The following is a 26,720-nucleotide window of genomic DNA, read 5'->3' as shown; positions in this document are numbered from 1 at the left end:
CAAGTCAACGGCGCCCAGGACTGGATCAGCACGGCCGCCCGGCGATCCGAAGACCGGTGCACGAGATCTCGTCGCCATTGCCCGCGCCGGTTGGACCGGCTAGAAAGCGGCATGCCCTTCAGGTTCGTCCACACCGCCGATATCCATCTCGATTCGCCGCTCCGCTCACTGTCGCTGCGCAATGCAGAACTCGCCGATCTGGTGGGTGACGCGACGCGTCGGGCGCTGATCAGGATCGTCGACCTCTGCCTCGAGGAACAGGTCGATGCGCTGATCATCGCAGGCGATCTTTATGACGGCGACCAGACCTCGATGAAGACCGCCCGCTTCCTCGCGACCCAGATGCAGCGCCTGCACGAGGCGGGCATCGCCGTGTTCAAGATCCGTGGCAACCACGATGCGTTGTCGCGGATCACCCAGGAGCTGGTGCTGCCGCCTTCGGTCAAGGTCTTCGGCGGTCGCGCGGAAGCGGTCGAACTGACGACCGGCGGCATCGATGTCGCGATCCACGGCCTCAGCTTTTCCAAACCGCAGGCGCCGGAAAGCCTGCTGCCAAAGTACCGGCCGCCGACCCCCGGCGCCGTCAATATCGGCATCATGCACACGAGCCTTGCCGGGGCTTCCGGTCACGATCTCTACGCGCCCTGCTCGCTTGTCGACCTTCATGGCACCGGCTTTGCCTACTGGGCGCTCGGCCACATCCACCAGCGCACCCACCATGCCGGCGAGCGGACCGTGATCATGCCCGGCATGCCGCAGGGCCGCGACATCAACGAAGCCGGCGAGAAGACCGTGTCGCTGGTGACCATTGGCGACGACGGTTCGGTGCGGGTCGAGGAACGGCTGACGAGCCTTGCGCAGTTCGCCCGGCTGACGGTCGACATCACCGGCGCAAACGATTGGCGAAGCGTCGTCGAGCATATCGGCACGGCACTGGAACAGGAACGGCAGCGGACCCGCTCCGACCACCTCGTCGTGCGTCTGCGGCTGGTTGGTCGTACGCCGCTCGCCTGGACCATCCGCCGCGACCGCGACCTGCTGCAGGCCGAAGCCGAGCAGCGCGGCGAGCGGACCGGGCGGACCTGGATCGAGAAGCTGGAACTTGCCGTCGATGTTCCGGCGGACGAGACGCGTGCCGCATCGGGCAGCGATCCGATCCTGGAACTCAGCGTGCTGATGCGCGAAGAGGTGATGACCGCGCATGGTTTTCGCGAGGATGTGCGCGAGATGGTGCAGAGCCTGCTCGACGACCTGCCACCGGAGAGCCGGCGGTTCGCCGGCAGCGACCCGGCCGCGTTCGACCGTTTTCTCGATGATCTGATCCGCGACGGCGGCGAAGACCTGATGGCCAGGCTTGCGGCCGATGGCGGAGCGCGCTGATGCGGCTTCGTCGTCTCGACCTGACACGCTACGGCAAGTTTACCGAGCAGAGCCTGGACTTCGGCCCGGCGCCGACCGGCAGTCCTGATCTGCACATCGTCTACGGCCTCAACGAGGCCGGCAAGTCGACCGCTTTTTCCGCCTATCTCGACCTGCTGTTCGGCATCCCCGAGCGCAGCGCCTACAACTTTCTGCACGCCTATCACGCGATGCAGGTGGGTGCGGTCCTCGATATCGACGGGCGGGAGCAGGAGCTGGTCCGCATCAAGCACCGCACCAGCGGCCTCCTGGATGCGCGCGGGCAGCCGCTCAATGAAGCGCTATTGTCTTCGGCGCTCGGTGGCCTGACGCGCGAGACCTACCGGACAATGTTCTCGCTCGACGAGCGGTCGCTGCGCGACGGCGGTGCGGCGATCGTCGAAAGCAAGGGCGATCTGGGCGAGCTTCTGTTTTCCGCCAGCGCCGGCCTTGCCGACATCGGCCGGGTGCTGACGGCGGCCGGCGATGAGGCGAGCCAGTTCTACAAGAAGCGTGCCCGCAACACGCGGCTGGCGGAACTGAAGCAGCAACTGGCGACGCTGAAGACAGAACGCGAGACGATCGACACCTATGCGTCGGCCTATGCCGGGCTGGTGGCAGCGCGGGCGCAGGCGGAAAAGGCCTACGGCGAAACGCTCGGTGAACTGTCTGCCGCACGGGCCCGCCAGGCAGATGTGACGGCGCTGCTGCGCGCACTTCCGCTGTCGCGCGAGCTTTCCCGCATCGAGAACGAAGTCACGACGTTCGGCGAACTGCCGCGTCCGCCGCGCGCATGGGTCACGCTGTTGCCGGAGCTGCTGCGCGACGAGACACGGCTTCAGACGCAGGCATCGAGCCTGCAGCGGACGATCGATCGGCTGGAGAAAGATCTCGCGGAGATCGCCGTCGATACGTCGGTTCTGTCGCTGGCAGACCGGATTGCCGGCCTCGACGACGGGCGCGCGCGCTATCGCACGGCCGAGGATGACCTGCCGAGACGGCGGCTTTCTCTGGCGGAGAAGGAGGCGGCGCTGGCCGCCCTCCTCGCATCGCTCGGCCAACAGGATCACACCGATCCCTCGTCGCTTGTGTTGCGCGCCACGACAACTGCCAGGCTACGTGACCTGATCGAGACCCGCTCCGGGATCGCTGCAACCCTGCGCAACGGCGAGCGCGAGCTGGAACGGACGCAGCGCCTGTTGCAGGACATGCAGCTGCGTGCCGATGCGTCGGAAACCTCCACCGGGCGCGCCGGTTCGACGCGTCGTTTGGAAAGCCTGCTGTCGCGGCTGCGCAAGGGCGACGGCCAGACGCGGCTCGGCATAGAAGAGCGGGCGCTTGCGCAGATGCAGCACGAGCTTGATCGGGATCTCGCGACGCTCGCCCCCTGGAGCGGAGACATCGCCGAGCTGGAAACGATCGTGCCGGCGGATCATCGGCAGATCGCCGCATGGCGCAGCGCGGCCGAAGATCTCGACCGTCGCCTTGCACGCTCGAGCGAGCGGCTGCGCGACCTAAGGGCACGCCAGGCAGAGATCGCGGCACGGTTGTCGGCCCTGCAGACGGGCGGCGAGGCGCTGGACGACGAGACGGCGGCACGTCGGCGGGAGGCGCGCGGCAAGGCGTGGGATCTGCATCGCGCGAAGATGGACGCAGCAACCGCGGATGCCTTCGAGGTCGCACTTCAACAGGATGACAGGCTTTCCGAGGCTCGCCTGCTCAATGCCAAGGATCTGGCAGAGCTGCGTCAGTTGGGGCAGGAACAGCATCAGATTGCCGCGGCGCTGGCGCGTGAAGAGGATTTGAAGCGCGATGCGCTTGCCGAGCGCCAGACGCTGTCGGACGCTGTCGTCCGTGCTTTGCCGGTGGCGACCGATCCCGAGCACGACATCTATCGACAGCTGTCCTTTCTGGAAGCCTGGTCGGGCCGCCGCAAGGATTGCCTTGCGGCCGCTGCCTCGCTTCGACAGGCGCAGGTGCGCCGGGACACGTTGCGCGCCGAACTCGACAGCGACTTCGCAGAGCTGCGGGAGGCGGTCGAAGACCTTGGCTGGCCTTTGAGCGACCGGCTGGATCTGCGCAAGTCGATCGACGTCGTGGACGAAATGCTTGGGCAAGCGGTCACTCAGGCGACCGAACGCGCAGGCTTAGTCACCCGCCTTGCGGATCTGCAGCGGGATGTGAGCGAGCGCGAGCGCGAGCTTCAGGATGCGGAGCGCCTGGATGCCCAGTGGCAGTCGGCATGGAGCGATGCGCTGGCCGGCACCTGGTTTGCCGAGGAAAGCGAGCCGACCGCCGTTCGCGCCATCCTCGATGCACTGGCGGAACTTCCAGCACTGGTGCGCGAGCGCGACCAGCTTGCCCAGCGGATCGCCATGATGCAGCGCGACATGCAGGCGTTCGCCGGCGATGTGGACGTCTTGAAGCGAGCGGCGGGTCTGGGCCAGACGGGCACGACCGTGCTGGAGGACGCAGACGCGCTCGCCCTGCTGAAGGCGCAGGCCGAGGAAAGCCGTGTCCGATATGAAGCCAAGACCGCAGATCTTGCCGCGGCGCACGAGGAGCAGGCACGGCTTGCCGACCAGATGAGCCAACACGAGGCGAACAGGCTGGAGATGACGAGCCTGTTCGGCGTCGAGACGCTCACCGATGTCAGCCTGCGGATGGAGCAGGCGGCCGAGCGCGACCGGCTTGAGCGACGCCTGGGTGAGGTGCGCGAACAGATCCTGACCGAGCTGAAGCTTGGTTCGCTGGCTGAGGCGCAGGCCGCGCTGTCGGAGATCGACGCGGACGACTTGGCGCGCCAGGCCGAGGAGCTGGCCGAGCGCATCGACAATCTGGCCGAGCGCAGCCGGGTGCTGTTTGCCGAACTCAGCCGGGCGAAGGACAAGGTCGAGGCCGTCGGCGGCGACGATGCCGTGGCGCGGCTGGAAGCCCAGCGGTCGACGCTGCTGGTCGAGGTCGAGGATCTGGCGATCGGCTACCTGAAGCTGCGCGCCGGCACTCTGGCCGCCGAGAATGCGCTGTCGCTCTACCGCGAAAAGCACCGCAGCTCGATGATGAAGCGGGCGTCGGAGGCTTTCCGGCAAATCACCCGTGGCGACTATTCCGGTCTCGCCGCCCAGCCGGAGAAGGACAAGGAGATCCTCATCGGCGTCGCCCGCGACGGCGCCTCCAAGCTCTCGGATGCCATGTCGACCGGCACGCGCTACCAGCTGTACCTCGCCCTGCGGCTTGCCGGCTACGAGGAATTCGCCGCCGTGCGCCCGTCGGTTCCGTTCGTCGCCGACGACATCATGGAAACCTTCGACGAGCTTCGGTCGGAAGAGGTCTTCAAGCTGTTCGGCGAGATGGCCGGCATCGGTCAGGTGATCTACCTCACCCATCACCGGCATCTCTGTGAGATCGCCAAGGCGGTGGTGCCGGGTGTCAGGATCCACGAGATCTAGGCCGCTTGCCGGCAACCGGTGACGGCGGAGCGTGCTGCGGCCGCAGGTCGACCAGAAGATCTGTGTGCTTTGCCGGACGGCTATGGCGTCGGGCCGGCAAAACTCTATCATTTCCGGCATGATTCCAGCGCCGAAGCCTGCTGCCGCCACTGATCTGCGCTTCCAGGTGCCCGCCTGGGCCAAGCGCAGCGCGTTTGCCGGGAGCGAAGCCGAAGCTGCCTTCCTCTGCGGCGCCGCACTCCTGGCGCTCGACCGGGTGGTGCGCGCGGATCCGCCCTGGGCCGGCGTCTGGCGCCAGCGTCAGGCGCTGAAATGTGCAGCCGTTGCGGTGCGGATGTCCGGGCGGCGCGAAGCCGAAGCCGAACTGCGTGATGCCTGGGTGCTGCGCAGGGCCGGCGACGACGCCGGACCTTCCGGCAATATCTACGGCGCCTGGAAACGGCTCGGCCGGCCGCGGCTGGAACTGCGGGACGACGTGCTGAAAGATCTTGCAGCCAGCCTCGGCCTGCCCTGGACGGAAGGGCTCGACGGGCTTGCCGATCGGGTGGCGGAGGCGAAGCAGCAGACCGTGTCGGCACCGCATGCTATGGCATCCGTACTGGCGGATGTGGGCGCGGTCGGGCCCGACTACGAAATCCTCGGCTGGTGGATCGCCGACCTTGTGCTGCGCGACCTGTGCGGCTGGCCGGTCGCCCTGCCCCTGGCGATGGGTCAGCGTTACTCGGCGCAGTTTCGGGCAGAGAAGGGCGCGCCTCGTCCGGCGCCCGGATCCCCGGAATTCCTGCGCGGGCTCTGCCTTGCTCTGGTGGATGGGGTGGCGGATGCCTTGCGGCTGGCAGCCGAACTCGACCGGCGCAGCGCACACCTTCTTGCCGTGGCGCCGAAGCTGCGGGCCAAGGGTGCGGGTGAGGCGCTCGATCTGCTGCTCGGCGACGATGCGGTGCCGGGCTCGCTGACGACGCCGCGCCTCTCGCGTTTCGCCTCGCGGCGGCTGTTCGACCGCCTGCTGGCGCTCGATGCGGTGCGGGAATTGTCCGGGCGCAGCAATTTCCGCGTTTTCGGGCTTTAGCCATGGCCCGCAGCCCAAGGTCCTCAAACACGCTCGATACCGAACTGGAAGCCATGGCTCCCGACGCCCGCTGGCGCGAATGGATGAACCGCGTGGAGGCCGTGCTGTTTGCCTCCGCCGAACCTGTCGGCCGGGAGATGCTGTCGAGGGTCGTCGGACGCGACTGCGACCTTGACCTGATCATCGACGACATCCGTGCCGAACTTCAGGCACGGCCCTTCGACGTGGTCTCGGTGGCAGGCGGCTTTCAGTACCGGACCAAACCCGGCTACGCGCAGGTGGTGCGCGCCTCCGGAGCACCGGTCGCCATGCCGGACGAGGTGTCGCAGCAGGAAGCCCTGGTGCTGATGATGATCGGTTATTTCCAGCCGGTCACCCGCAGCGAGTTGTCGCGCATCTACGGCCGCGAGGTGAGCCGCGATACGATCGCCGGCATCCGGCGGGCAGGCTTCATCACCTTCGGCCCGCGCAGCCCGACGCCTGGTTCGCCCTATACCTATGTGACGACGGAAACGTTCCTCTCGGCCTTCGGCTTCACATCACTGCGTGACCTGCCGGATCTCGAACGCCTTGAGGATGCGGGCCTGCTCAGCCGCCGGCAGATGAACCCGGATGCACTGAGCGGCGTGCTCGGCATCGAGGAGGACGAAACGGACTGACACTGCCGGCGCCGCCCCAACTTGGCTGTTGCAGTGCCCCTGCCCGGGCGGTAAGGCGGAGGCCTGCCCATGTTCCGCAACGGCTGCGGGGTATCCCGCTTCGCCGTCTGTCATCCAGGAGTGACCCGTGTCGCGTCTCCCGCCCATCGACATCAATCCCAGCGCCGCCACCGAAATCGCCATCCGCCAGCAGCTGACGCTGGTGGCGCTCGGCAAGGAGCCGGCTGACGTCGCGCTGCGTGTCGGGCGGCTGCTGGACGTGGCGACGCGGACCTGGTCGCTGGATCAGGAAATCGTCATCAAGGACCGGCGGATCGCCTATGTCGGCCCGGCCGGAAGCTACCCCGGCGAGGTTGCACTGCGCGTCCACGAACCGGATCTCTCCGCCGTTCCGGGGCTCGGCGAAGTGCACAAGCATATCGAAAGCTCGCACCTGACGCCGGAATGGGAGGCGGCGCTGGTGCTTCCCCGCGGCAATACCTGGACCTGCGAGGCAAGCCACGAATTCTCCAACGTCAATGGCGCAAAGACGCTGGAATTCTGGCTGAAGGCGCGCGAGGCGGGCTCGCCGCTGAAGATCTTCCCCCTCCCCGGCTCTGCAGTGCCTCCGACCGGCTACGAGCATGGCGGTGGCTATCTCGGCTATGACGAGCAGAAGGCCTTCCTCAAGGAGAGCCTGATGGTCGCCGGCCTCGACGAGGTGATGGACTGGCCGGCCGTCTGGAACCGCGACAACCCGTCCTACGATCGCCTCTGGGGCATGATCCGCGCGACTTTCGAGCAGCGCGGCGTCGTGGAAGGGCACGCGGCTGGCATTCGCGACATGGCGACCATCAACGCCTTTGCTGCAGCCGGCCTCGCCTCCGATCACGAGGCGTGGACGTTGGAGGAGTTCTGGGACAAGCTCACCCACGGCCTGTTCATGGAACTGCGCCCGCACAGCCTTCCCGAGGTCATCAATGGCCTGCTGGAGAAGGGGCTCGCCGACTGGTCGCAGATCGCCTTCACCACCGACGACCGCAGTGCTTCCGACACGCTGAAGATGGGGGCCACCGACTACAATGTCCGGCTCGCCATCCAGTCCGGCCTGGCACCTGAGATCGCCATCCAGTGCGCGACGATCAACCCTGCCCGCCATATGCGCCTGACGCCGTTCGTCGGCTCGATCGCGCCGGGCCGCTATGCCGATATCGTGCTGCTGTCGGACGTGCAGACTTTTCAGATCGCCAAGGTCTGGGCCGACGGCCGGCAGATCTCCGAGGGCACGACCTACCTGCCCGAAGTGCCAACGATCGACTGGCCGGAATGGGCGACGAAGACGATCAACATCGGCCGGCCGCTGACCGACGCGGATTTCTCCATCTTCGCCGAACCGGGACGCGAGACGATGCAGGCGGCGGTGCTCCGGCCATTCCACTGGGCGGACGCCTTCCTGACCTACGAGCTTCCCGTCGAGGGTGGGCTTGTGCAGCGCGACGAGAGCCGCAACATCACCAAGTTCTCCGTCGTCGACCGGTTTTCCGGCAAAGGTGCCGTCTCGAAGATGTTTTGGGTCGGGACCGGGCCGCGCACACCCGACACTGCCCTCGCCTGCTCGATGGCGCACGACAAACACAATATCTGGTGCGTCGGATCGTCCGATGCGGCCATGGCGATGGCGGTCAATGCGATTGCCGAAAACGACGGTGGCTGGGCGCTGGTGACGGGTGGACGCGTGGTGGCAACCGTGCGTTACGAGGTGGCGGGCCTGATGACCTGCCGATCGCCGCAAGCGCTGCATGAAGAGATGCAGGCGCTCTATGCCGAGGGCGAGAAGATCGACTGGATGTACGAGCCGACCTTCAGCCCACGCTGGTTTCCAGGGCTTCCGGAGCGGCTGGCGTTTGCCACCCTCACCTGCGCGCCGTGGCGCTGGGTGCTCGTGGCGCCGAGCGAGTATGCCCCGCAGGGCCTCGTCAACGTCCAGACAGGCGCGGTGCAGCCGGTCGTCTTCTGACCGGCCGCGCTCGACCGGGGCTCAGCTTTCCGGCGGCAGGATGCAGCACTGTTCGGCAACCGGCATCAGCACAGCGGGCATGCCGGGCTCCAGCAGTTCGGACAGCGGACCATTGCCGAGATAGGTATGGGCTGCCGTGGTGCACTGATACTGGTAGGCGCGGCCGAGATAGGTGCGGATGCCGAGCGTGACGGGGATCCCCTCGCCGGCGCGGCTGACAGCCAGCCCGTCCGGCCTTGCGGCGAGCACGAAACGATCGGGAACGGCACCGAATACGGCCTGCGACAGGGTGAGCGTCGCGCCGTCCGAGGTTCGCGCCGTTACCACATCGCCGTTGCGATCCGTCACCGTCATGTCGATGAGGCTCTCGAAGCCGACGAACCGCGCGACGAAGGCGTTTGCCGGCCGCTGGTAGAGAACTTCCGGCCGGTCGAGCTGCATGATCCGCCCGGCATTCATGATGGCGACCCGATCGGAGATCGAGAAGGCTTCTTCCTGGTCATGCGTCACGTAGAGCGATGTCGTTCCGTTGGCCCGCTGCAGACGGCGGATCTCGACGCGCATGTCCACACGCAGCTTGGCATCGAGATTGGACAGCGGCTCGTCGAACATCAACAGCGGCGGCTCGATGACCAGCGCACGGGCGAGCGCCACGCGCTGCTTCTGGCCACCAGAGAGCGCCGCCGGCATGCGCTCCGCGAAGGCCGACAGGCCGACGCGCTCCAGCATGGCATCCGCTTTCTGTCTGCGCTCAGTACCAGCGATGCCGCGCTGCTTCAGGCCGAAGGCGACGTTGTCGCGTACCGACAGATGCGGGAACAGCGCATAGTTCTGGAACACCAGACCGATATCCCGCTGGTGGGCTGGCAGCCGCGTCAGGTCCCGGTCGCCCAGCCGGATGGATCCGGCCGTCGGTTCCAGGAAGCCGGCGACGAGCCGGAGCGTCGTCGTCTTGCCGCAGCCGGACGAGCCGAGCAGCGACACGAGTTCACCGGCCGCAACGGCAAGCGACAGGTCCTGCAGCACCTGGGTGGAGCCATAATGGGCGGAGACGTTGTCGAGGGTAAGCGATACGGTCACGGGTGTTTCACTTTGTCAGGAAGGTCACTTGGTCAGGAAGGTGAGGCCGAGCGTCGCCTCGACGACGGCCATGACGCCGACGGTCAGCAGCATCAGCAGAACTGAAACCGAGGCGATCGTCGGGTCGAAGAACTGTTCCATGTGGGCAAGGATCTGGATGGGCAGCGTCGAGATACCGGGGCCGGTCAAGAACAGCGAGATCGACACGTCGTTGATCGAGGTGATGAAGGCAAGGATGAAGGCGGCGATGACGCCGGCGCTGATGTTGGGCAGCACGACGGTCAGAAACGTCTTCAGCGGCGGGCATCCGAGGCTGATGGCAGCCTCCTCGACGGAAAAGTCGAACGAGGCGAGGCTGGCGCCGACCACCCGCACCGCATAGGGCAGCACCAGCAGCGTGTGGCCGATCAGCAGCGTCGAGAACACCGGCAGCTCCAGGCCGATGGTGATCGACTTCATCAGTGAAAAGCCGAGGACGATTTCCGGCACGAGGATCGGCAGCACGAAGACGTTCGACAGCCAGGACGGCAGCCGGATGCGGAAGCGATTGAGCGCATAGGCGGCCGGAATGCCGATGAGCAGCGCCAGGAACGTGCCGAGAAAGGCAATCTGCAGGCTGGTGATCGCTGTCGTCCGGAAGGCGGTGACCTGGAAGATGTTGGCATACCACTGCAGGGTAAAGCCCTGCGGCGGGAAGGTGAGGAAGCTGGTGTCGCTCACCGATGCGCCGAGGATGATGAACAACGGCGCGATGAGGATGGCGAAGATCAGCGATGCGATGGCGATGAGCGCCGGGTGAAGCTTGGTGGTCATGTCAGGCCGCCATCGGGTTCAGGCGGCGTGCAAGCCGCGTCATCAGGACGACGATGACGATGGTGACGGCCACCATGATCGCGGCGATCGTCGAGGCGCCGGTCCAGTCGAAGGTGACCATGGCGCGCTGGTAGAGGAAGGTGCCCATCATCATCTGTTTCTCGCCGCCGAGCAGCTGCGGCGTCGCGTAGGAGGTAAAGCTGCCGGTGAAGACCAGCACCGCGCCGACGATGAGGCCGGGCATGGCAAGCGGCAGGATCACCTGGCGAAAGGCGGCAAAGGGCGTGGCGCCGAGCGAGCTTGCCGCCTCGATGACGTCCTTGGGAATACCTTCCAGCACGCCCGCCAGCGTCAGGATCATCAGCGGCACGAACAGGTAGACCATCGCCGCGATCACCGCGCCCTCGGTGTAGAGCATGGTCAGCGGTTCGGAGATGATGCCGAGCGACAGCAGCGCCGAATTGAGGATGCCGTTCTTGCCGAGCAGGATCAGCCAGGCAAACGAGCGCACGACGACGCCGGTCAGCAGCGGGAAGACCGCGGCGATGATCATGATGCTCTTCAGCCGACCCGGCATGTGCGCCACCACATAAGCGGCGATGAAGCCGAGGATCACCGAGATGATGGTGGTGATCAGCGAGATCTCGATCGTCCGGTACAGCACGGTGCGGCGAAACCCGCTGCTGAAGAAGGTGGTGTAGGGAGCAAGCCAGCCCTTGGCGTCCATGAATGTCGCGGCAAGCGTCGAGCCGACGGGAAAGATCAGGCAGATCATTACCAGCAGGGTTGCGGGAGCCACCAGAAACCAGGGGCTTAAACGTTTCATCATTCTGTGCCCAGTCGGCGCGTCCCGGGCGAAAGCCGAGGGGTGCAGGCCTGTCGTTGCGATGTCTGTTGAATTTCGGAACCGCCTCGCGGCGATTGACCTGCGGCAGAATGGCTCAAGCCCGTCTGCCGATCAAGAGCATCGACCCGGTTATGCCCGGGTCGATGCCAATCTAATGAAGAGCTGGCGGCTCAGTTGCTGAAGATCTCGTTCCAGCGATCGATCCAGTCGGTCTTGGCTTCGTTCAGCTTGACGTAGTCGAGACGGTTGAGCTTGGCGATCATCTCGGCACCGTAGGTCCACATCTTCGCCTGTTCCGGCGTCAGCTGCACCATGGTCGAGACCGGCGCGTCGACGCCCTGCTCGGCTCCAAGCTGCTGGACCTCCTTCGACAGGATGAAGTTGATGAACTGGTGAGCCAGTTCGACATTCTCCGAGCCCTTCGGAATGTTCACTGTGTTCAGCGTCGCAATGTCGCCATCGGTGAGGGTCGCCCAGGTCATGGTCGGCACGGCGGCCTTCATCGAGGCTAGCGTGAAGTCCTGGGAGATCGCCACCTTGGCTTCGCCGGTGGAGATCAGGTTCACCATTTCCGAGCCGGTGTTGTAGTTCTTGGCGACGTTCGGCTTCAGCGCCTCGATGCTCTCGAACGCCTTGTCGGTGTCGGCGAAGGCGTCGGTGCCGCCATGCTTTGCCGCCTGCAGCACGACCATCGGGCCGGCCGTGGTGGTGATGCCGGGCAGGGTCACGGCGCTCTTCAGATCGTCACGCCACAGGTCGTTCCACGACGAGATCGGCGGATTGACCTTGGCGGCGTCGTAGACGATGCCGACGCGGCCGATCGTGTAGGCCGGGCCGTAGCCGCCCTGCGGATCCTTGGCCAGATCGTAGAGATCGGCGAGGTTGGAAAGCTTGGAGGCGTCGACCTTCTGGAACAGGTCTTCGGCAATGCCGATCTGCGAATAGCTGTCGGTGAGGTAGATGACGTCGACGCCTTTGCCACCCCGGAGCTTCAGCTTGTTGAGGCGGTCGGCATTGTTGCCGGTCTCGAACGCAATGTCGCAGCCGCAGATCTTCTTGAAGGGCTCGATGATGTTGGCATTCAGCTTGTCGCCATTGTAGCCCCACCAAGAGATCGTCAACGTCTTGGCTTGCGCGGCGGACGAGCCTGCTGCAGCCAGAACGAGGCCCATCGCCACGGCCGATGCTCGCAGGCGATTTACGTGTGTCATGTTCATCATTCCTTCTCTGGAGATGCCGATCGGGGAACCCTCACCCGGGCCGGCGGCGCAGATACTACCGACCTGCCGATGAATTTCAAGCTCACCAATGAGGCATGCACAATATTCGTGCAGCACCCTTGAGGCGTCCGCCGGAAATCGCGGCTTTGTCGGTCGAAGGGAATCGGATAACAGTGACGGTTATCGGCTGATTGACGGCGAACTGTCGTTACTGAGGCTGAAGCCTCGATGAACGGGATGAACCCGTTTCTGATGGCGTGCAGCATAACCGGACGATCGGCGTAGCGTTTGCGTCGTCCGTGCGGCTGCACGGTGATCCTTTCCGGCTCGTGTGTCCGCGTCAGAAATGTTGAACAATGAACAGCGTCGTCTTTGCGCCGGCCGCCATCAGGCGGGCTTTCGCGTGGGCGAGGAAATCCGGAGACGTAACCGCAAAAGAAAAAGGCCCCCAAGCGACCGGAGTCGTGGAAGCCCTTCTCGTGTCTAAGCAGCTAGAGAATCGCATTTCTCCGAATCCCAGTCAAGAGTCCGACGTCGTTTTGACGGGTGTATTTCTTTTGCCTTGAAGAAGGTGAAGGACATGCAGACGCATGTGATGACGACGCCCTTTGGGCGGCGGCCGGCTTCGCTTGCCCTGTTGAAGGGGCAGGTGGACGCCGCCGCGACCAATGTCGGCCGCCCGGTCGACAAATGGAAGATCTTCCGCGATCTCTCGGAAGCCCGAGAAAAGCTTGGCCTGCAGGATCGCAGCCTTGCCGTGCTGCATGCATTGCTGAGCTTTTATCCGCATCCCGAACTGTGCGTCACCAAGGGGCTGGTTGTGTTCCCCTCGAATGCGCAGTTGAGCCTGCGGGCGCATGGCATTGCCGGAACGACGCTCCGGCGGCACCTGGCAGTCCTCGTCGAGGCCGGGCTCATCCACCGGCGCGACAGTCCGAACGGAAAGCGCTATGCCCGCCGCAGGGCGAGCGGCCAGATCGACCACGCATTCGGATTTAGCCTGTTGCCGCTGCTGACGCGCGCCGATGAGGTCGCCGAACTGGCACAATCGGTGGTCGCCGAACGGCGGGCGCTGGCCGAAGCCCGCGAAGGGTTGAGCCTCTGCCGCCGCGACATCCGCAAGCTGCTGGCACTGGCCATCGAATCCGGCGTCGAAGGGCATCTCGCCGATCTGCAAGCGCGCCTCGAGTCAGTGCTCCAGCCCTTGCCACGGCGGTCGTGCATCGGGCCGGTGAGGCTCGCTCTCGACGGCCTTACGCGCCTGCGCGCAGAGATCGTCAACGTGCTGGAATGTCACGTTAATTGCGCAGATGTGGCCGGCAGTGAACGCCGGACTGGATGCCACATACAGAATCCAGAGACCGAATCCATCATTGACTCTGAAGCGGCACGAGCAACCAATGTCCTCGATGTCGTTACCACGAGGGGGGAATTGCCGGCGAGACAGCCGTCGGGTGGAGGATGCGACCTGCCGCTGTCGGTCATCCTCAAGGCCTGCCCGGATATCGCCGACTATGGTCCCGGTGGAGAGATCCGCAGCTGGAGCGATTTCACCCGTGCCGCCATCGTCGTTCGCTCGATGCTCGGCGTTTCGAGCTCGGCCTACGACGAAGCCTGCGCGGCCATGGGCCCGACGAATGCCGCAACGGCCATGGCCTGCATCCTGATGCGCGTCGATAAAATCCGCGTGCCGGGCGCCTACCTCAGGGAGTTGACCCAGAGGGCAAGGCGCGGCGGCTTTTCGCCGGCGCCGATGGTAATGGCTCTGGTGCGAAGCCCCGGAAGCGGCGCCGCTGCCAATGCACGGCCGGAACTGCTGTCAGAGACGATGCGCCGCGACGAGCCGATCGAGCGCCGCGAGCAACTGCTCCCCGGCCTCCGGCAGCGTTCCGCTGTTGTCGATGGTGATGCACCGGTACTGCTCCGGAATGGCGAAGGCCTCGCTGCGGACAAGCCGAGCCGTGATGTCGTCCTGGGTTTCCCGGCCGCGGGACCGGAGGCGGCTGGCAAGGATATCCGGGCGCGCCACGACGTTGACGACGAGCAGGCGCGGAAATGCCGCCGCAAAACGGCTGAGCACCGACCGCGAGCCGTTGGCGATGGCGATCCCGCCATGGGCGAGGAAGGCCCGGGCCTCGTAGGGAATGCCGTAGTCGAGCCCGTGGGCGCTCCAGTGGACGGCAAAGCCGCCTTCGGCCCTGCGACGCTCGAACTCGGCGCTCGATACCGGCTCATGGTCCTCGCCACCGGCCTCGGCATTGCGGGTGATGGCGCGCCGGACAAAAAGAATGTCGGCACGCTCGGACCGTCTGGCGCGGGCATAGTCGATCAGGCTGTCCTTGCCGGCGCCGCTTGCGCCGACGACGACGACCATCGTGCCGAACCGCCCAGGCCCCGGATGCTGTAAGGATCCCGCCTGCATCAGGCCACCCTCTGGCCCTGGCGCCAGACAGCGCGGACCACCGGCACGCCTTGCGTATGGCGGACACGAACGAGATCGGCGCGCAGGCCGGGTGCGATACGGCCGCGGTCCTCGAAGCCGACGGTGCGGGCGGGCGTCGACGTGACCATGGCGAGCGCCCGCGGCAGCGACATGCCCTCGATCTCTTCGCTGAGCACGAAGGGCGCGTGCAGCAGGCTGAGGGGCACGTAATCGGACGACAGGACGTCGAGAACGCCGCGTTCGGCGAGATCACGGGCAGCGATGTTGCCGGAATGCGATTTGCCGCGCACGACGTTGGGCGCCCCCATGAGCACGCTCATGCCCGCTGCGTGGGAGGCATCCGCGGCATCGAGACCGGTCGGGAATTCGGCGAGCCGGACGCCGTAGTCGATCGCCTCTTCCACATGCTCAAGCGTCGCATCATCGTGACTGGCGACGGTGATGCCGCGAGCCTGACAGAAGGCGGCAAGCTGCCGGCGATGCGGCGCTGCATAGCGGGCCGCATCGTCCTGACGCCGCTTCATGAAATGCGCAAACGCCTCGTCCGAGAGCCCGCGCTTGATCTTGTAGTAGAGCGTGTACTGGTCGAGCGTCTGGAATTGCCGCTGGCCGGGGGCATGATCCATCAGCGAGACGAGACGGACGGCAGGATCGTCGCCGAAGTCCTCGACATGCTGCAGGACATCAGCGGCCGAGACTTCACAGCGCAGATGCAGCAGATGGTCAGCGCGCAGCCGATCCTCCTTCTGCGCCGTCTGGATGGCATCGGCCATGCGCCGCATCTCGCCTCGTTCGAAACCGGAACTCTCGTCCGATCCCATGCGCAGGCAGTCGAACACCGTGGTGATGCCGGAACTAGCGATCTGCGCATCATGCGCCTGGATTGCCGACATGGTGTTCCAGCGCACTCCGGGTCTCGGCGAATAATGGGTTTCCAGGTGGTCGGTGTGCAGTTCGACGAGGCCGGGGATCAGGTAATCCCCGTCGAGATCCTCACCCGTCGCGCTCTGCCCTTCATCGATATCGAGGATCCGGCCGTCGCGAACCCGGACACTGCCGGTGAGGATCCGGTCGTCGAGAACAATGCGGGCATTGCCAAGAATGAGGTCGGGCATGAAGGAAACCGTATGTTGGGAGCTGCTGCGAGCCCGAATGCAGGTATTGGTGCCACCGGGGTGCCGGCGATGCACCATCACAGCCGGGAGCCGGCCGCGACGAGAGATGTCTACTATGACCGGGAAGATGACAATCACGAGACGGAAGATCAACACCGGGCGGGAAAACTCATGCCCATCACCACAAGCCGTCCGAACCGAGGCCAGAGGTCAATCTTATCCTCTAGGAGCTTGGCTTTTCTGGCGTTGAACGCGGCTCCGCCAGGCGTCCGGCGCGAAGCGCCCGGCTCGCCAGGTTGTCGCTGATGCCGGCGCTGCGGGCAGTGCGGTTGACGAGACGCGCCAGTTCGCGATCGTTGAGGCGATCCAGACCGACGGCACGGCCCTGACCGGTGACGCGGCGGAAGAGCGGCCCGCGCTCGATCCTTGCCAGCGACAGCCAGGTCTCGACTGCGTGTACCGGGCAGGTGGCATCGGAGGAGCCGCGCCCGATCTCGATGCTGCGCATTCCCTTGCGAGTCCTCAGCGTCACCCGCAGACCGTTCGGATCGGCTTCGATCCAGCCGGCAGCGTCGGGCGTCTGGTCCGGACCGGCATCCAGTCCGACGACCTGCGAGCGTCTCAGAGCGCCCGCATATCCGACCAGCAGCATCGCCCGATCCCGCAGGCCGCGCAGCGTTCCGCGGTCCAGCGTCTCGAGCATGGCGCGCAGATCGTCCGGCATGACTGCAGCAGACGGCCCGGTGTCGGTGCGCGGCGCCTCCCGCAGACGTGCAATGACGTCCGCAAGCTGCGGATCCCGGCGATCGATCGGAAACCCGCGCTGAGCAAAATTCCACGACAGCGACGACAGCCGCCGCGCCACGGTCGACGGCGCCTTGTCGCGCCCTGTCGGATCAGCCCGTCCCGCCGCGCAGTCGCCGATGTAACCAGCGATCAGATCCGCCGTCGGCGGCAGGACCGCCCTGCCCTGCCGTCGGCACCAGGCAGAAAAGTGCTTCCAGTCCGAAGCATAGGCGCGCCGCGTATTGGCCGATACGAGCGGCTGTCCGGTCGCGGCCGGAGCGTCATCCACGGTCGAGTGGGAAGTCGGCGCCTGGGGCGGCAATGCAGCTGCGAATCGCGACGTATCCATGCCGGCAGCATAGATCACGGCGCTTCGAATTGAAGCCGCGTCGGCGATGCTAGCTGCGCACCACGCCCTTCTTCAGGATGATGTTGGCGTAGAGCCGGGTCTCCCCGGTCTGGACGATCGCAAAGCAGGTTCGCGCCCGGGCATAGAAGGCGTGCCGTTCGAGCGTACCGCAGGCGGCGCGATCGCCAACGATCGCCCGGAGATCGGCAACGGCCGGCGGCACCTCATCGGGATTGCCGACGACTTCCATGGTGAACACCGGCACGTCGACGAACTCGTCGAGCGGCAGGACGCTCAGCACGGCGCTGGCCGCGTCGGTGATGGTCACGCCGTCCAGGCGGATCAGGCGCTGGGCGTTCGACGTGCCCGGAAAATTGGCGTCGACAAGCGCGATCTCGTCGCCATGCCCCATCGCCCTCAGCGCATGGAGAAGTTCGGGGGAAAGCAGTGGATCGATATTGATGAGCATGGAAAGCGGCCTCCGCCGGCGCACAGCCGGTTCCGGCCGGACGTTATCGGCGCCGCGAATGCTTCGTCAAGCCGAAGCCCGGCATCAAACGCTGGTGAGCAACAGGCTGGTCTCGCTGTTCGATACCCCGTCGATGACGCGGACATCGCGCAGGACGCGGTCGAATTCGCCGAGGTTGGCGGCGCGGATCTGGGCGACGAGATCCCAGTTGCCGTTGGTCGTGTGCAGCGCATGGATCTCCGGCATGCCACGCAGCTTGCGGATCACCCGGTCGGTCGATTTGCCGGTGACTTCGATCATCATGATGGCCCGCACCGTCTGGGCGTCGAAATCCTCGCGCACGCGTACCGTGAAGCCGGTCAGGGTGCCGGTCTGCATCAACCGGTCCAGCCGGTTCTGCACCGTGCCGCGGGCAACGCCCAGCAGATCCGACAGCTTGGAGAGCGATGCACGGCCATCGATCCGCAACTGCGCGATGATGCGCCGGTCGAGGTCGTCGGGAACGTAGCTGCGCTGGGGCGTGTCGCTCATCTTCATCATTCCGCTGGATCGTCATGTGCATTTCGCTCAATCCGCTGGCGATTTCAACACATGATTGCCCTTTTGCGCACAAGCCTGCATGCGCTAGGCTGCGGCCAGTCGCAAAACAAGGAGGACGTCTTGCTGCAGATCCCCTCGCCAAAGGCCCTGGTGCCGTTCGTCAGCGTCGAGAACATGATGCGGCTGGTCCACCACATCGGCCTTCAGCCGATGCTGGTCGGTCTGGCCGACGAGATCGAGGCGGACTTTCGCCGCTGGCCGGTGTTCGACAAGACGCCGCGGCTCGGTTCGCACTCGCGCCACGGCGTCATCGAACTGATGCCGACCTCCGACGGCGAGATCTACAGCTTCAAATACGTCAACGGCCATCCCCGCAACATGGCGAAGGGTCTGCAGACGGTGACCGCCTTCGGCCTGCTGGCGGAAGTCGATACCGGCTATCCCGTGCTGCTGACCGAGATGACGCTGCTCACGGCGCTCAGGACAGCGGCGACGTCGGCCGTCGCGGCGCGTCATCTCGCTCCGCGCCACGCCCGGACGATGGCGATCATCGGCAATGGGGCTCAGGCGGAATTCCAGGCGCTGGCGATGAAAGCGGTGCTCGGCATCACCCATCTGCGGCTGTTCGACGTCAACAGCCGGGCGACGGAAAAGGTCTGCCGCAACCTCCACGGCACCGGTCTCACCCTCATTCCTTGCCATAGCGCTCAGGCGGCCGTCGAAGGGGCAGACATCATCACCACCTGTACGGCCGACAAGCAGTACGCCACCATTCTCAGCGACAACATGGTCGGCGCTGGCGTGCATATCAATGCGATCGGCGGCGACTGCCCGGGCAAGACCGAGCTGCATCCGGACATCCTGAAGCGGGCCGACACCTTCGTCGAATATCCGCCGCAGACGCGGATCGAGGGCGAGATCCAGCAGATGCCGGCGGACTATCCGGTCACGGAACTCTGGCGGGTGATCTCAGGCGAGGTGGAAGGCCGGCGCGACGCGCGCCAGATCACCCTGTTCGACAGTGTCGGGTTCGCCGTCGAGGATTTCTCGGCGCTGCGCTATGTCCGCAGCCGGATCGTCGGCACCGAGTTTTTCGAGCTCCTCGACATCATCGCCGATCCGGACGATCCGCGCGATCTCTACGGGATGCTGCAAAGAGCAGTGGAGCCGGCTTAGACCCCGGGGGCAGCGGTCAACGGGTGGCGATCTGCGATCCGGGACGCGCGGTGGACCAGCGGTACCACTGCTCGGCGCTGCCGTAGAAGACGTTGAGGTCGATCTTCTCGTTGACGCCCTGCGACAGGCCAGAGCCGGAATACTGCCACAGCACCCAGTTGCGGCCGGGATAGATCTTCGACGGATGCGCCGCCACCGAACGCAGCCAGAACGGGTGGTTGGGAAACGCCGTCTGAAGGTTGTCCTTGTAGAAGTCCGGGGCCGTGTAGATCAGCGGGCGCTTGCCGTAATGGCGCTCCAGCGTGTCCATGAACACCTGCATCTTCTCGCGGATCTTCTCCGGCGACAGGCGACGCTTGCAGTCGGACTGATGGTTGTATTCGACGTCGATCACCGGCGGCAGGGCGTCCGGGTCGTTCGGCACGTTGCGGATGAACCACTCGGCCTGCTCGCTCGCCACCCGGCACCAGTAGAAGAAATGGTAGGCGCCGCGCTTGACGCCGGCGGCCTTGGCGCGCTGCCAGTTGGTCTTGAACATCGGATCGAGATGATCGCCGCCGTCGGTCGCCTTGATGTAGGCGAAGTTGGCGCCCTCGGTGCGCAGCTTCGGCCAGTCGATATTGCCCTGCCAGCGCGATACGTCGACGCCGTGCACCGGGTGGTGACGCGGCGTGATGCGGCCGAAATTCATCGGCTTGGCATCGCGGAAGCGCTGGCTGTAGACGCGCTCGCGCTTGCCCGACGGACCGCGCAGATCCGGCGCGTCGGGGACCAGCATGGCGACGGGGCGGTTGCTCGGAACCGGCATGCCGACATCCATCGGTCCGGTCTGGAAAGATTGCGGCTGCGGTACGTTTCCTGACCAGGCGAGCTCGTGCGGCGCCGGCCTTGCCTGGTCTGCAGCTTCCTGAACCGCTGCCGTCTCGACCTGTGGAGCCGCCGAACCGATTGACCCGGGCGGCGTGACCGGCGAGACGGCGCTGGTGATTTCCTGAGACGGTGCAAGCGTCAGCGCTTCCTCCGGCCCGCTTGAGCGGCAGCCGCCGATGACGAGGCAGCCGACGAGGATGGCGGGGATGAGAGAGGAACGCATGAACACCGTACTCTGTAGCAAGGAGCCGCAAGCGGCGGTTCGACGGAACGTGACTAACAGAGCATTACCGGCAAAATCTAAATGCAAGCTTTACCGCAAGGGTCGCGAGGCGCGCTTTTTCAGCGGGCGCTGATGGAGAACAGCATCACGTTTCCGTCATGAGAGGGATGCCGGATCAACCGTCAGTCCGGCCGAGCGACTGGATCTTGACGACGAGTTCGGATGCCAGCCGCAGCGAGGCGCCGGTTGCGATCGCCATTTGCGGGAGCAGCAGCCATTCGAGGGTCCAGGCGGCACCTGAGCGTTCCTGCTCGTGGACGATCGACTGGTGCATGCCGGAGACAAGAACCGCATTGTGACGGGCAAGCGTTACCAGCGCTTCGGCCGCCACCGGGTTCTGCTTGTGCGCCATGGCCGAAGAGCCGCCGCCGCCCGCCAGCCTGATCTCCTCCCCCATCTGCGCCAGCAGCGCGATATCCTGGCCGAACTTGCCGAGGCTGCCGGAGATCAACGACAGGGTATCGGCCACGTCGACGACACCGTCGCGCTGGCTCTGCCACTGAACCTGGTCGGCCAGCCCGAGATGATCCGCCAGTCGCCGCCGGACCTCTGACGCCCGCGGACCGAGTTGATCGAGATTGCCGGCGGCACCGCCGAACTGGATCGGCAGTGCTGAGATTTGATGCCGCAGACGGGTTCGGTGCCGCTCGAGCGGCGCCGACCAAGACCGCAAGCGATTGGCAACGCTGATGGGAAGCGCTGCCTGCATCCGCGTATGCGCCATCATCGGCCGGGCGCCGAAGTTCTTTTCGAGTTGAGCGAACTGTTCGGAGAGCCGCTCCAGCCGAATGGAGAATATGGTAAGCACGCCCTTCAGTCGCAGCATCAGGCTGGTGTCGATGACATCCTGGCTCGTGGCACCGAGATGCACGAATTGCGCGGCATCGCTGCCGGCTGCGGCCTTGAGCTGCTTGATCAGTTGCGGAACGACAACGCCGTCGCGTGCCACGCCCGCGCGCAGGGCGACGACATCCGGTTCAAACACGCCGCAGAGATCGGCGATCAGTCCCGCAGCAGCCGAAGGGATGACGCCGGCCTCCCCTTCCGCCAGGGCCAGAGCCCGCTCGAAGGCGAGCATGGCGCCGATGTCGGCGCTGGCCGAGAACATCGCACCGGTCTCCTCGTCGCCGACCAGGCCGGACAGGTAGGGATGCTCGAAGGCGGAGATGCTCATGGAAGCCTCAGATGTCGAAGAAGACAGTTTCGTCCTCGCCCTGCAGGTGGATGTCGAAGGTCACGGTATTGCCCTCACGAGAGCCGATTAGCGTCGGCACCCGCACCCGGTGCTCCATCCGCGCAAGAATCGGATCCTCGGCATTGGCCGTCTCCTCGTCGGAAAAATACATCCGCGTATGAAGGCCGATGTTGATGCCGCGCGCGACGATCCAGAGCGTCACATGCGGCGCCATCAGTCGGCCGTCGTTGAACGGTACTTGGCCCGGCTTGATCGTCTCGAACGAAAATTCGCCGGTCGTCATGTCCGCCGGGCAACGGCCCCAGCCGAAGAATTCCGGATCGGCGGTGCCGCGGGTCTCTGACGGGCTGTTGTAGAAGCCGTCGGCATCCGCCTGCCATATCTCGATCATTGCATCGCGAAGCGGCGTTCCAGTGCCGTCGATCACCCGCCCGCGGATGGTGATCCGTTCGCCGCGCGTCTTGTCGTTGACCATCGGCCCGGCGCCGAGGTCGGTCTCGTAGACGCCGTGGATGCCGGTAAAATTCGGCGTACAGCCGATGTGGACGTAGGGGCCGGCGGTCTGCGACGAGGATTCCTTCAGGTAGGTGAGCGGCTGCACCATTCAGTTGCCCTCCTTGCGGTTCTCGAAGAAGGTCGAGCGACGGCCGCGCAGCACGATGTCGAACTTGTAGGCGCGCAGGTCCATGGGAATGGTGTTGTTCATGTCGAGCGGCGCGACCAGCCGCCGGATGGCATCCTCATCCGGGATCGTCTTGACGATCGGGCACAGCCAGATCAGCGGGTCGCCCTCGAAATACATCTGGGTGATCAGCCGCTGGGCAAAGCCATGGCCGAAGATCGAAAAGTGGATATGCGCCGGGCGCCAGTCGTTGACGCCGTTAGGCCATGGATAGGCGCCGGGCTTGATGGTGCGGAAGGCGTAAGTGCCGTCGTCATCGGTGATCGTCCGGCCGAAGCCGCCGAAATTCGGATCGAGCGGCGCCAGATAGGTCTCCTTCTTGTGCCGGTAGCGGCCGCCGGCATTCGCCTGCCAGAATTCAAGGAGCGCGCCGCTCACGCCAATGCCGCGCTCATCCAGCACCCGGCCGTGGACGAGGATGCGCTGGCCGATCGCCATTTCTCCCGGCTGCGCGTAGTTGACGATCAGGTCGTTGTCGAACGCGCCGAGCATGTTGTGGCCGAACACCGGGCCGGTGATCTCGCTCCTGGTCCCGTCCAGCGAGATCGGCGCCCGCTGCGGCGAGCGCAGAACGGACGTCTTGTAGCCGGGCGTGTAGGCCGGCGGATGGATGTCTCGGTCACGGGCAAAAAAGCCGCCCGTCTCCGGCAGAGTGTTCTTCATGCCTTGTCCTCCCTGTCGGCACCCGACGCCCGCATTTCGGCATAGACCGACTTGGCGATCTTGAAGGCGTGATTGGCTGCCGGAACGCCGGCGTACACCGCCACATGCATGAGCGCTTCGCAGACATCTTCTTCAGTCGCGCCGGTATTCGCCGTCGCCCGGATATGCAGCGCCAGTTCGTCGTCCTGGCCAAGCGAAGCCAGCAGGGCGATGGTGACGATCGACCGTTCGCGCTTGCTGAAATGCGGGCGCGACCACACCGTGCCCCAGGCCGTTTCCGTGATCATCTGCTGGAACGGCTGGTCGAAGGCGGTCTCGCCGGCGACGGCCCGGTCCACATGCGTATCTCCAAGCACCGCCCGCCGGGTCGCCATTCCCTGGCGGTGGCGTTCGGACGGAGGGGACTGGTCGGCCATGGTCAAGCTCCGGGAAGGTTGTCGATGAAGGAGCGCAGCAGCGCGATGAAGGTTTCCGGCGCTTCGACGCAAGGAATATGCGCGGCATCCGGGATGATCGCGAAGCGCGAGGCGGGAATGAGCTCGGCCAGTGACTGCACCAGTTCAGGGGGTGTCGATCCGTCCTCGGCGCCGACGACGCAGAGCGTCGGCACCGCGACCGATCGCGCGACCTCTGTGAAATCCGCATCGCGAACCGCGGCGCAAGTGCCCGCATAGCCCTCCGGCGACTGACGGGCGAGCATCGTGCAGTAGCCGCGGTAGTCGGCTTTATCGTCACGGCGATAAGCGGCAGTGAACCAGCGCGACATGATCGGTTCGAGGATGCTTGCAATGCCGCCCTGTCGGACCGCCTCGATGCGGGCGTTCCAAAATTCCGGCGTTCCGATCCTGTGCGCCGTATCGGCAAGCACCAGGGCGCGCACCAGATCCGGGCGGGCGCGGTAGAGGCTGAGGGCGATCGGCCCGCCGACCGAGAGGCCGCAGACGATGACGTCCTTCAGGCCGTAGTGGTCGATGAGACCGGCAAGATCGCCGGAGAAATCCTCGATGCGGTAAGGCGGTGCGGCAAGATCCGAGAGACCGTGGCCGCGCTTGTCGAAGGTGAGGATGGTAAAGTCGGGCGCCAGCGCCTCGACCACCCGCTCCCAGATACGGCGATCGGTGCCGAGCGAGTTGATGAACGCGATCGTCGGTTTGCCGCTCCCCTGGCCATGAAGGTCATGGCTGATGACGACATCGTTGATGCGGACGAACCTCATGCTGCACTCCTCCGCTGCTTTTATTGCACCAACAGGGTGGCGAAGCAAAATAAGAAATCGTGCAGATGGTTGTCGCAGAAATGCCGGTCGTCAGGCGGCCAGGCGCCGGCCCCGTTGTTCGATGCTGAACAGCACGAGTCCGACAATACCGAGTAGACTGCCGACGGCCGACGTCGCCGTCCAGCCGCCCCAGTGATAGGTGATGGTGCCGAGCGTCGAGCCGATCGCACCGCCGATGAAGGCGGAGGTCATGTAGATGGCATTCAGCCGACCGCGCTTTTCCGGCGAGATGGCGAAGATGATCCGCTGGCTGATGATCTGGTTTGCCTGAACGGCCGCATCGAGCAGCACGGCGCAAAGCGTGAGGAGGATCAGCGCCCCGGCCGCCATGGCATAGCCGCTGATCGCGAAGAAAACCGCCAGCCCGAGCATCGCCGATGCCGAAAGCACGACGCCGAGACCTCGGTCCGCCAGCCGGCCGATGATCGGGGCTGCGAGTGCGCCGCCGGCACCGGCCAGTGCAAACAGGCCGATCTCGCGCGGCCCGAGAGACAGCCGATCGGCAAGCGCCAGCGGGATCGCCGTCCAGAACAGGTTGAAGGCGCAAAAGACGATCGCCTGGTAGCACGACCGCCAGCGCAGCACCGGCGTCTCGCGGAACAGCGTTCCCATCGAGCGGAGGATCTGCGGATAGGTCATGCCGCTATTCGGCTTCTGGCGGGGCATCACCGCCACCAGCGACAGGCCGATGATCGCCATCAATCCAGCCGACAGGAAGAACACCGAGCGCCAGCCGAAGCTTGCCGAGATGAATAGTGATGCCGGCCGCGCCAGCATGATGCCGGTGAGAACGGCGCCCATGACATTGCCGACGACCCGGCCGCGTCGTTCGACGGGCACGAGGTGGGCGATCATCGGGATCAGCACCTGGGCGCCCGTCGAGCAGAGCCCGATGAGGAAAGAGGCGATGAAGAACGGTACCACCGATGTCGACAGCCCCATGCCGACGAGACCGAGCATGGTGATGACAAGCGTCACCAGCACCAGTCTCTTGTTCTCGACGAGGTCGGCAAGCGAGACGAGGAAGAACAGGCCGACGCCGTAGCCGATCTGGGTGGTGCTAGTCAGCGCACCGGCCACGTCCGGATCGATGCCCAGTTCGGGCCCGATCTGGCTGACCAGCGGCTGCGCATAGTAGAGATTGGCAACGAGAGCTCCCGCCGCCAATCCGACTGTTGTTATCAAGGCCGTCGAAGGGCCGTCTGCGATGCCGGCGGCACCTTCGGGGCGATGATTGGACATTCTCAGGCTTTCGGCAGCGTTGCCATGTCGATGACGAAGCGATAGCGCACGTCGCTCTTCACGACACGCTCATAGGCTTGGTTGATGTCCTTGATGTCGATCACTTCGATTTCGGCGGTGATATCATGCTTGCCGCAGAAGTCGAGCATCTCCTGGGTCTCCTTGATCGAGCCGATCATCGAGCCGGCGAGGCTGCGACGGCCGGGGATCAGCGAGAAGGCGTGCACCGGAACCGGGTTCTCCGGAACGCCGACCAGGACCATGGTGCCGTCGACCTTCAAGAGGTTGAGATAGGCGTTCCAGTCGATCTCGGCAGCGACCGTGCAGATGATCAAATCGAAGGTACCGGCGAGCGTCTTGAAGGTCTCGGCGTCGGAGGTGGCGTAGTAGGCCGTCGCCCCGAGCTTCATCCCGTCGTCCTTCTTGGACAGGGTCTGGCTGAGCACGGTGATCTCGGCGCCCATGGCCGAGCCGATCTTGACGCCCATGTGGCCGAGGCCGCCCATGCCGACGATCGCCACCTTCTTGCCGGGTCCGGCCTTCCAGTGGGCGAGCGGCGAGTAGAGAGTGATGCCGGCGCACAGCAAGGGAGCCGCCGCGTCGAGCGGCAGGTTGTCCGGGATCGACAGGACGTAGCCTTCCTTGACGACGATCGAGTCGGCATAGCCGCCGTAGGTCGGCGTCGTGCCATCGGCTTCGACGTCGTTGTAGGTCTGGACGAGGCCCGGCAGGTACTGCTCGTTGTCGACGTCGCGGGTCTGGCAATGGACGCAGGAGTCGACGAAGCAGCCGACGCCGACGCGATCGCCGACCTTGAACTTGCTGACCTTGGTTCCGACGGCGGTCACCGTGCCGGCAACCTCGTGGCCTGGGACCATCGGGAAGCGGGAGTTACCCCACTCGTTGCGGGCCTGGTGAATGTCCGAGTGGCAGACGCCGCAATATTCGATGTTGATGACGACATCGTCGTCGCGCGGTTCGCGGCGCTCGAAGGTGAAGAACTCGAGCGGCTTCGACGCATCCGTCGCCGCATAGCCTCTTGCAGTAGCCATGGTGAAGACCTTTCGATCTGAGTGAATTGAGGAGTGCTCGCCCGGCGC

Annotated in this window: 23 protein-coding genes and 1 pseudogene; 7 read left to right on the top strand and 17 right to left on the bottom strand. The window is 65.2% G+C overall.

Translation table 11 applies throughout. The features are described 5' to 3' along the window. Window positions 1–111 precede the first annotated feature (111 nt). The 5 genes from ACR65N_RS08440 (at window position 112) to ACR65N_RS08420 (ending at window position 8,571) form a co-directional block, all read left to right on the top strand. On the top strand, window positions 112–1,380 hold the full coding sequence (locus tag ACR65N_RS08440) for a metallophosphoesterase family protein (RefSeq protein WP_440456605.1): 1,269 nt from the start codon (window positions 112–114) through the stop codon (window positions 1,378–1,380). Beyond that, window positions 1,380–4,847 (top strand): ATP-binding protein, encoded by a 3,468-nt coding sequence (locus ACR65N_RS08435; protein ID WP_440456604.1) that lies wholly within the window; start codon window positions 1,380–1,382, stop codon window positions 4,845–4,847. Before ACR65N_RS08440 ends, ACR65N_RS08435 begins: the two co-directional genes overlap by 1 nt. A 118-nt stretch (window positions 4,848–4,965) precedes the next feature. Next, the gene (locus ACR65N_RS08430) at window positions 4,966–5,916 is read left to right on the top strand and encodes a DUF1403 family protein (protein WP_440456603.1); all 951 of its coding nucleotides are present in this window, start codon (window positions 4,966–4,968) and stop codon (window positions 5,914–5,916) included. A 2-nt stretch (window positions 5,917–5,918) separates the two neighbouring features. Continuing rightward, window positions 5,919–6,575, top strand: coding sequence for an SMC-Scp complex subunit ScpB (gene scpB, locus ACR65N_RS08425; protein ID WP_440456602.1), 657 nt, complete (start codon window positions 5,919–5,921; stop codon window positions 6,573–6,575). Between the two features lie 127 nt (window positions 6,576–6,702). Further along, window positions 6,703–8,571 carry an adenine deaminase gene (locus ACR65N_RS08420; RefSeq protein ID WP_440456601.1) on the top strand — a complete coding sequence of 623 codons (1,869 nt, stop codon included), beginning with the start codon at window positions 6,703–6,705 and terminating at the stop codon, window positions 8,569–8,571. Window positions 8,572–8,592: 21 nt separating this feature from the next. Here ACR65N_RS08420 and ACR65N_RS08415 read toward each other — a convergent pair whose 3' ends face one another. From ACR65N_RS08415 to ACR65N_RS08400, 4 genes are all read right to left on the bottom strand, one after another. After that, window positions 8,593–9,651, bottom strand: a complete 1,059-nt coding sequence (locus ACR65N_RS08415; protein WP_440456600.1) for an ABC transporter ATP-binding protein — start codon at window positions 9,649–9,651, stop codon at window positions 8,593–8,595. Between the two features lie 24 nt (window positions 9,652–9,675). Then, complete coding sequence (locus ACR65N_RS08410; protein ID WP_440456599.1) at window positions 9,676–10,464, bottom strand: ABC transporter permease; 789 nt, start codon at window positions 10,462–10,464, stop codon at window positions 9,676–9,678. Between the two features lies 1 nt (window position 10,465). Next, a complete protein-coding gene (locus ACR65N_RS08405) occupies window positions 10,466–11,290 on the bottom strand; it encodes an ABC transporter permease (RefSeq protein WP_440456795.1) in 825 nt (274 codons plus the stop codon). Window positions 11,291–11,481: 191 nt separating this feature from the next. Further along, a complete protein-coding gene (locus ACR65N_RS08400; RefSeq protein WP_440456794.1) occupies window positions 11,482–12,483 on the bottom strand; it encodes an ABC transporter substrate-binding protein in 1,002 nt (333 codons plus the stop codon). A 628-nt stretch (window positions 12,484–13,111) separates the two neighbouring features. Here ACR65N_RS08400 and repC point away from each other — a divergent pair. Then, window positions 13,112–14,302, top strand: a pseudogene (repC, locus tag ACR65N_RS08395) (plasmid replication protein RepC); the annotation flags it as partial. A gap of 48 nt (window positions 14,303–14,350) precedes the next feature. Here the strand turns inward: repC and phnN are convergent. From phnN to ACR65N_RS08370, 5 genes are all read right to left on the bottom strand, one after another. Continuing rightward, on the bottom strand, window positions 14,351–14,905 hold the full coding sequence (gene phnN, locus ACR65N_RS08390) for a phosphonate metabolism protein/1,5-bisphosphokinase (PRPP-forming) PhnN (RefSeq protein WP_440456793.1): 555 nt from the start codon (window positions 14,903–14,905) through the stop codon (window positions 14,351–14,353). Between the two features lie 47 nt (window positions 14,906–14,952). Next, window positions 14,953–16,089, bottom strand: a complete 1,137-nt coding sequence (locus ACR65N_RS08385) for an alpha-D-ribose 1-methylphosphonate 5-triphosphate diphosphatase (protein ID WP_440456598.1) — start codon at window positions 16,087–16,089, stop codon at window positions 14,953–14,955. 223 nt (window positions 16,090–16,312) lie between these two features. Then, the gene (locus ACR65N_RS08380) at window positions 16,313–17,242 is read right to left on the bottom strand and encodes a site-specific integrase (RefSeq protein ID WP_440456597.1); all 930 of its coding nucleotides are present in this window, start codon (window positions 17,240–17,242) and stop codon (window positions 16,313–16,315) included. A 31-nt stretch (window positions 17,243–17,273) separates the two neighbouring features. Continuing rightward, window positions 17,274–17,693 carry an RbsD/FucU family protein gene (locus ACR65N_RS08375; RefSeq protein ID WP_440456596.1) on the bottom strand — a complete coding sequence of 140 codons (420 nt, stop codon included), beginning with the start codon at window positions 17,691–17,693 and terminating at the stop codon, window positions 17,274–17,276. Between the two features lie 84 nt (window positions 17,694–17,777). Further along, window positions 17,778–18,224 (bottom strand): Lrp/AsnC family transcriptional regulator, encoded by a 447-nt coding sequence (locus ACR65N_RS08370; protein WP_430307064.1) that lies wholly within the window; start codon window positions 18,222–18,224, stop codon window positions 17,778–17,780. Between the two features lie 129 nt (window positions 18,225–18,353). Here ACR65N_RS08370 and ocd point away from each other — a divergent pair, with 129 nt between their 5' ends. Continuing rightward, window positions 18,354–19,409, top strand: a complete 1,056-nt coding sequence (gene ocd / locus ACR65N_RS08365; protein ID WP_440456595.1) for an ornithine cyclodeaminase — start codon at window positions 18,354–18,356, stop codon at window positions 19,407–19,409. Window positions 19,410–19,425: 16 nt separating this feature from the next. Here the strand turns inward: ocd and ACR65N_RS08360 are convergent, their stop codons facing one another. From ACR65N_RS08360 to ACR65N_RS08325, 8 genes are all read right to left on the bottom strand, one after another. Next, window positions 19,426–20,502 carry a glycoside hydrolase family 25 protein gene (locus tag ACR65N_RS08360; RefSeq protein WP_440456594.1) on the bottom strand — a complete coding sequence of 359 codons (1,077 nt, stop codon included), beginning with the start codon at window positions 20,500–20,502 and terminating at the stop codon, window positions 19,426–19,428. A gap of 175 nt (window positions 20,503–20,677) precedes the next feature. Continuing rightward, complete coding sequence (locus tag ACR65N_RS08355; RefSeq protein ID WP_440456593.1) at window positions 20,678–21,736, bottom strand: 3-carboxy-cis,cis-muconate cycloisomerase; 1,059 nt, start codon at window positions 21,734–21,736, stop codon at window positions 20,678–20,680. A 7-nt stretch (window positions 21,737–21,743) separates the two neighbouring features. Beyond that, the gene (gene pcaG / locus ACR65N_RS08350) at window positions 21,744–22,361 is read right to left on the bottom strand and encodes a protocatechuate 3,4-dioxygenase subunit alpha (protein WP_440456592.1); all 618 of its coding nucleotides are present in this window, start codon (window positions 22,359–22,361) and stop codon (window positions 21,744–21,746) included. Continuing rightward, on the bottom strand, window positions 22,362–23,102 hold the full coding sequence (gene pcaH, locus ACR65N_RS08345; protein ID WP_440456591.1) for a protocatechuate 3,4-dioxygenase subunit beta: 741 nt from the start codon (window positions 23,100–23,102) through the stop codon (window positions 22,362–22,364). Continuing rightward, window positions 23,099–23,518 carry a 4-carboxymuconolactone decarboxylase gene (gene pcaC, locus ACR65N_RS08340; protein WP_440456590.1) on the bottom strand — a complete coding sequence of 140 codons (420 nt, stop codon included), beginning with the start codon at window positions 23,516–23,518 and terminating at the stop codon, window positions 23,099–23,101. Before pcaC ends, pcaH begins: the two co-directional genes overlap by 4 nt. Window positions 23,519–23,520: 2 nt before the next feature. Next, window positions 23,521–24,318, bottom strand: coding sequence for a 3-oxoadipate enol-lactonase (gene pcaD / locus ACR65N_RS08335; RefSeq protein WP_440456589.1), 798 nt, complete (start codon window positions 24,316–24,318; stop codon window positions 23,521–23,523). 90 nt (window positions 24,319–24,408) lie between these two features. Continuing rightward, window positions 24,409–25,620 (bottom strand): MFS transporter, encoded by a 1,212-nt coding sequence (locus ACR65N_RS08330; RefSeq protein WP_440456588.1) that lies wholly within the window; start codon window positions 25,618–25,620, stop codon window positions 24,409–24,411. A 2-nt stretch (window positions 25,621–25,622) separates the two neighbouring features. Next, window positions 25,623–26,672 (bottom strand): NAD(P)-dependent alcohol dehydrogenase, encoded by a 1,050-nt coding sequence (locus ACR65N_RS08325; protein ID WP_440456587.1) that lies wholly within the window; start codon window positions 26,670–26,672, stop codon window positions 25,623–25,625. Window positions 26,673–26,720 lie beyond the last annotated feature (48 nt).

Source organism: Rhizobium sp. SAFR-030, from assembly GCF_059415005.1.
Note: the sequence above shows the minus strand (reverse complement) of the source record. Positions and strands in the feature narration are given on the sequence as shown.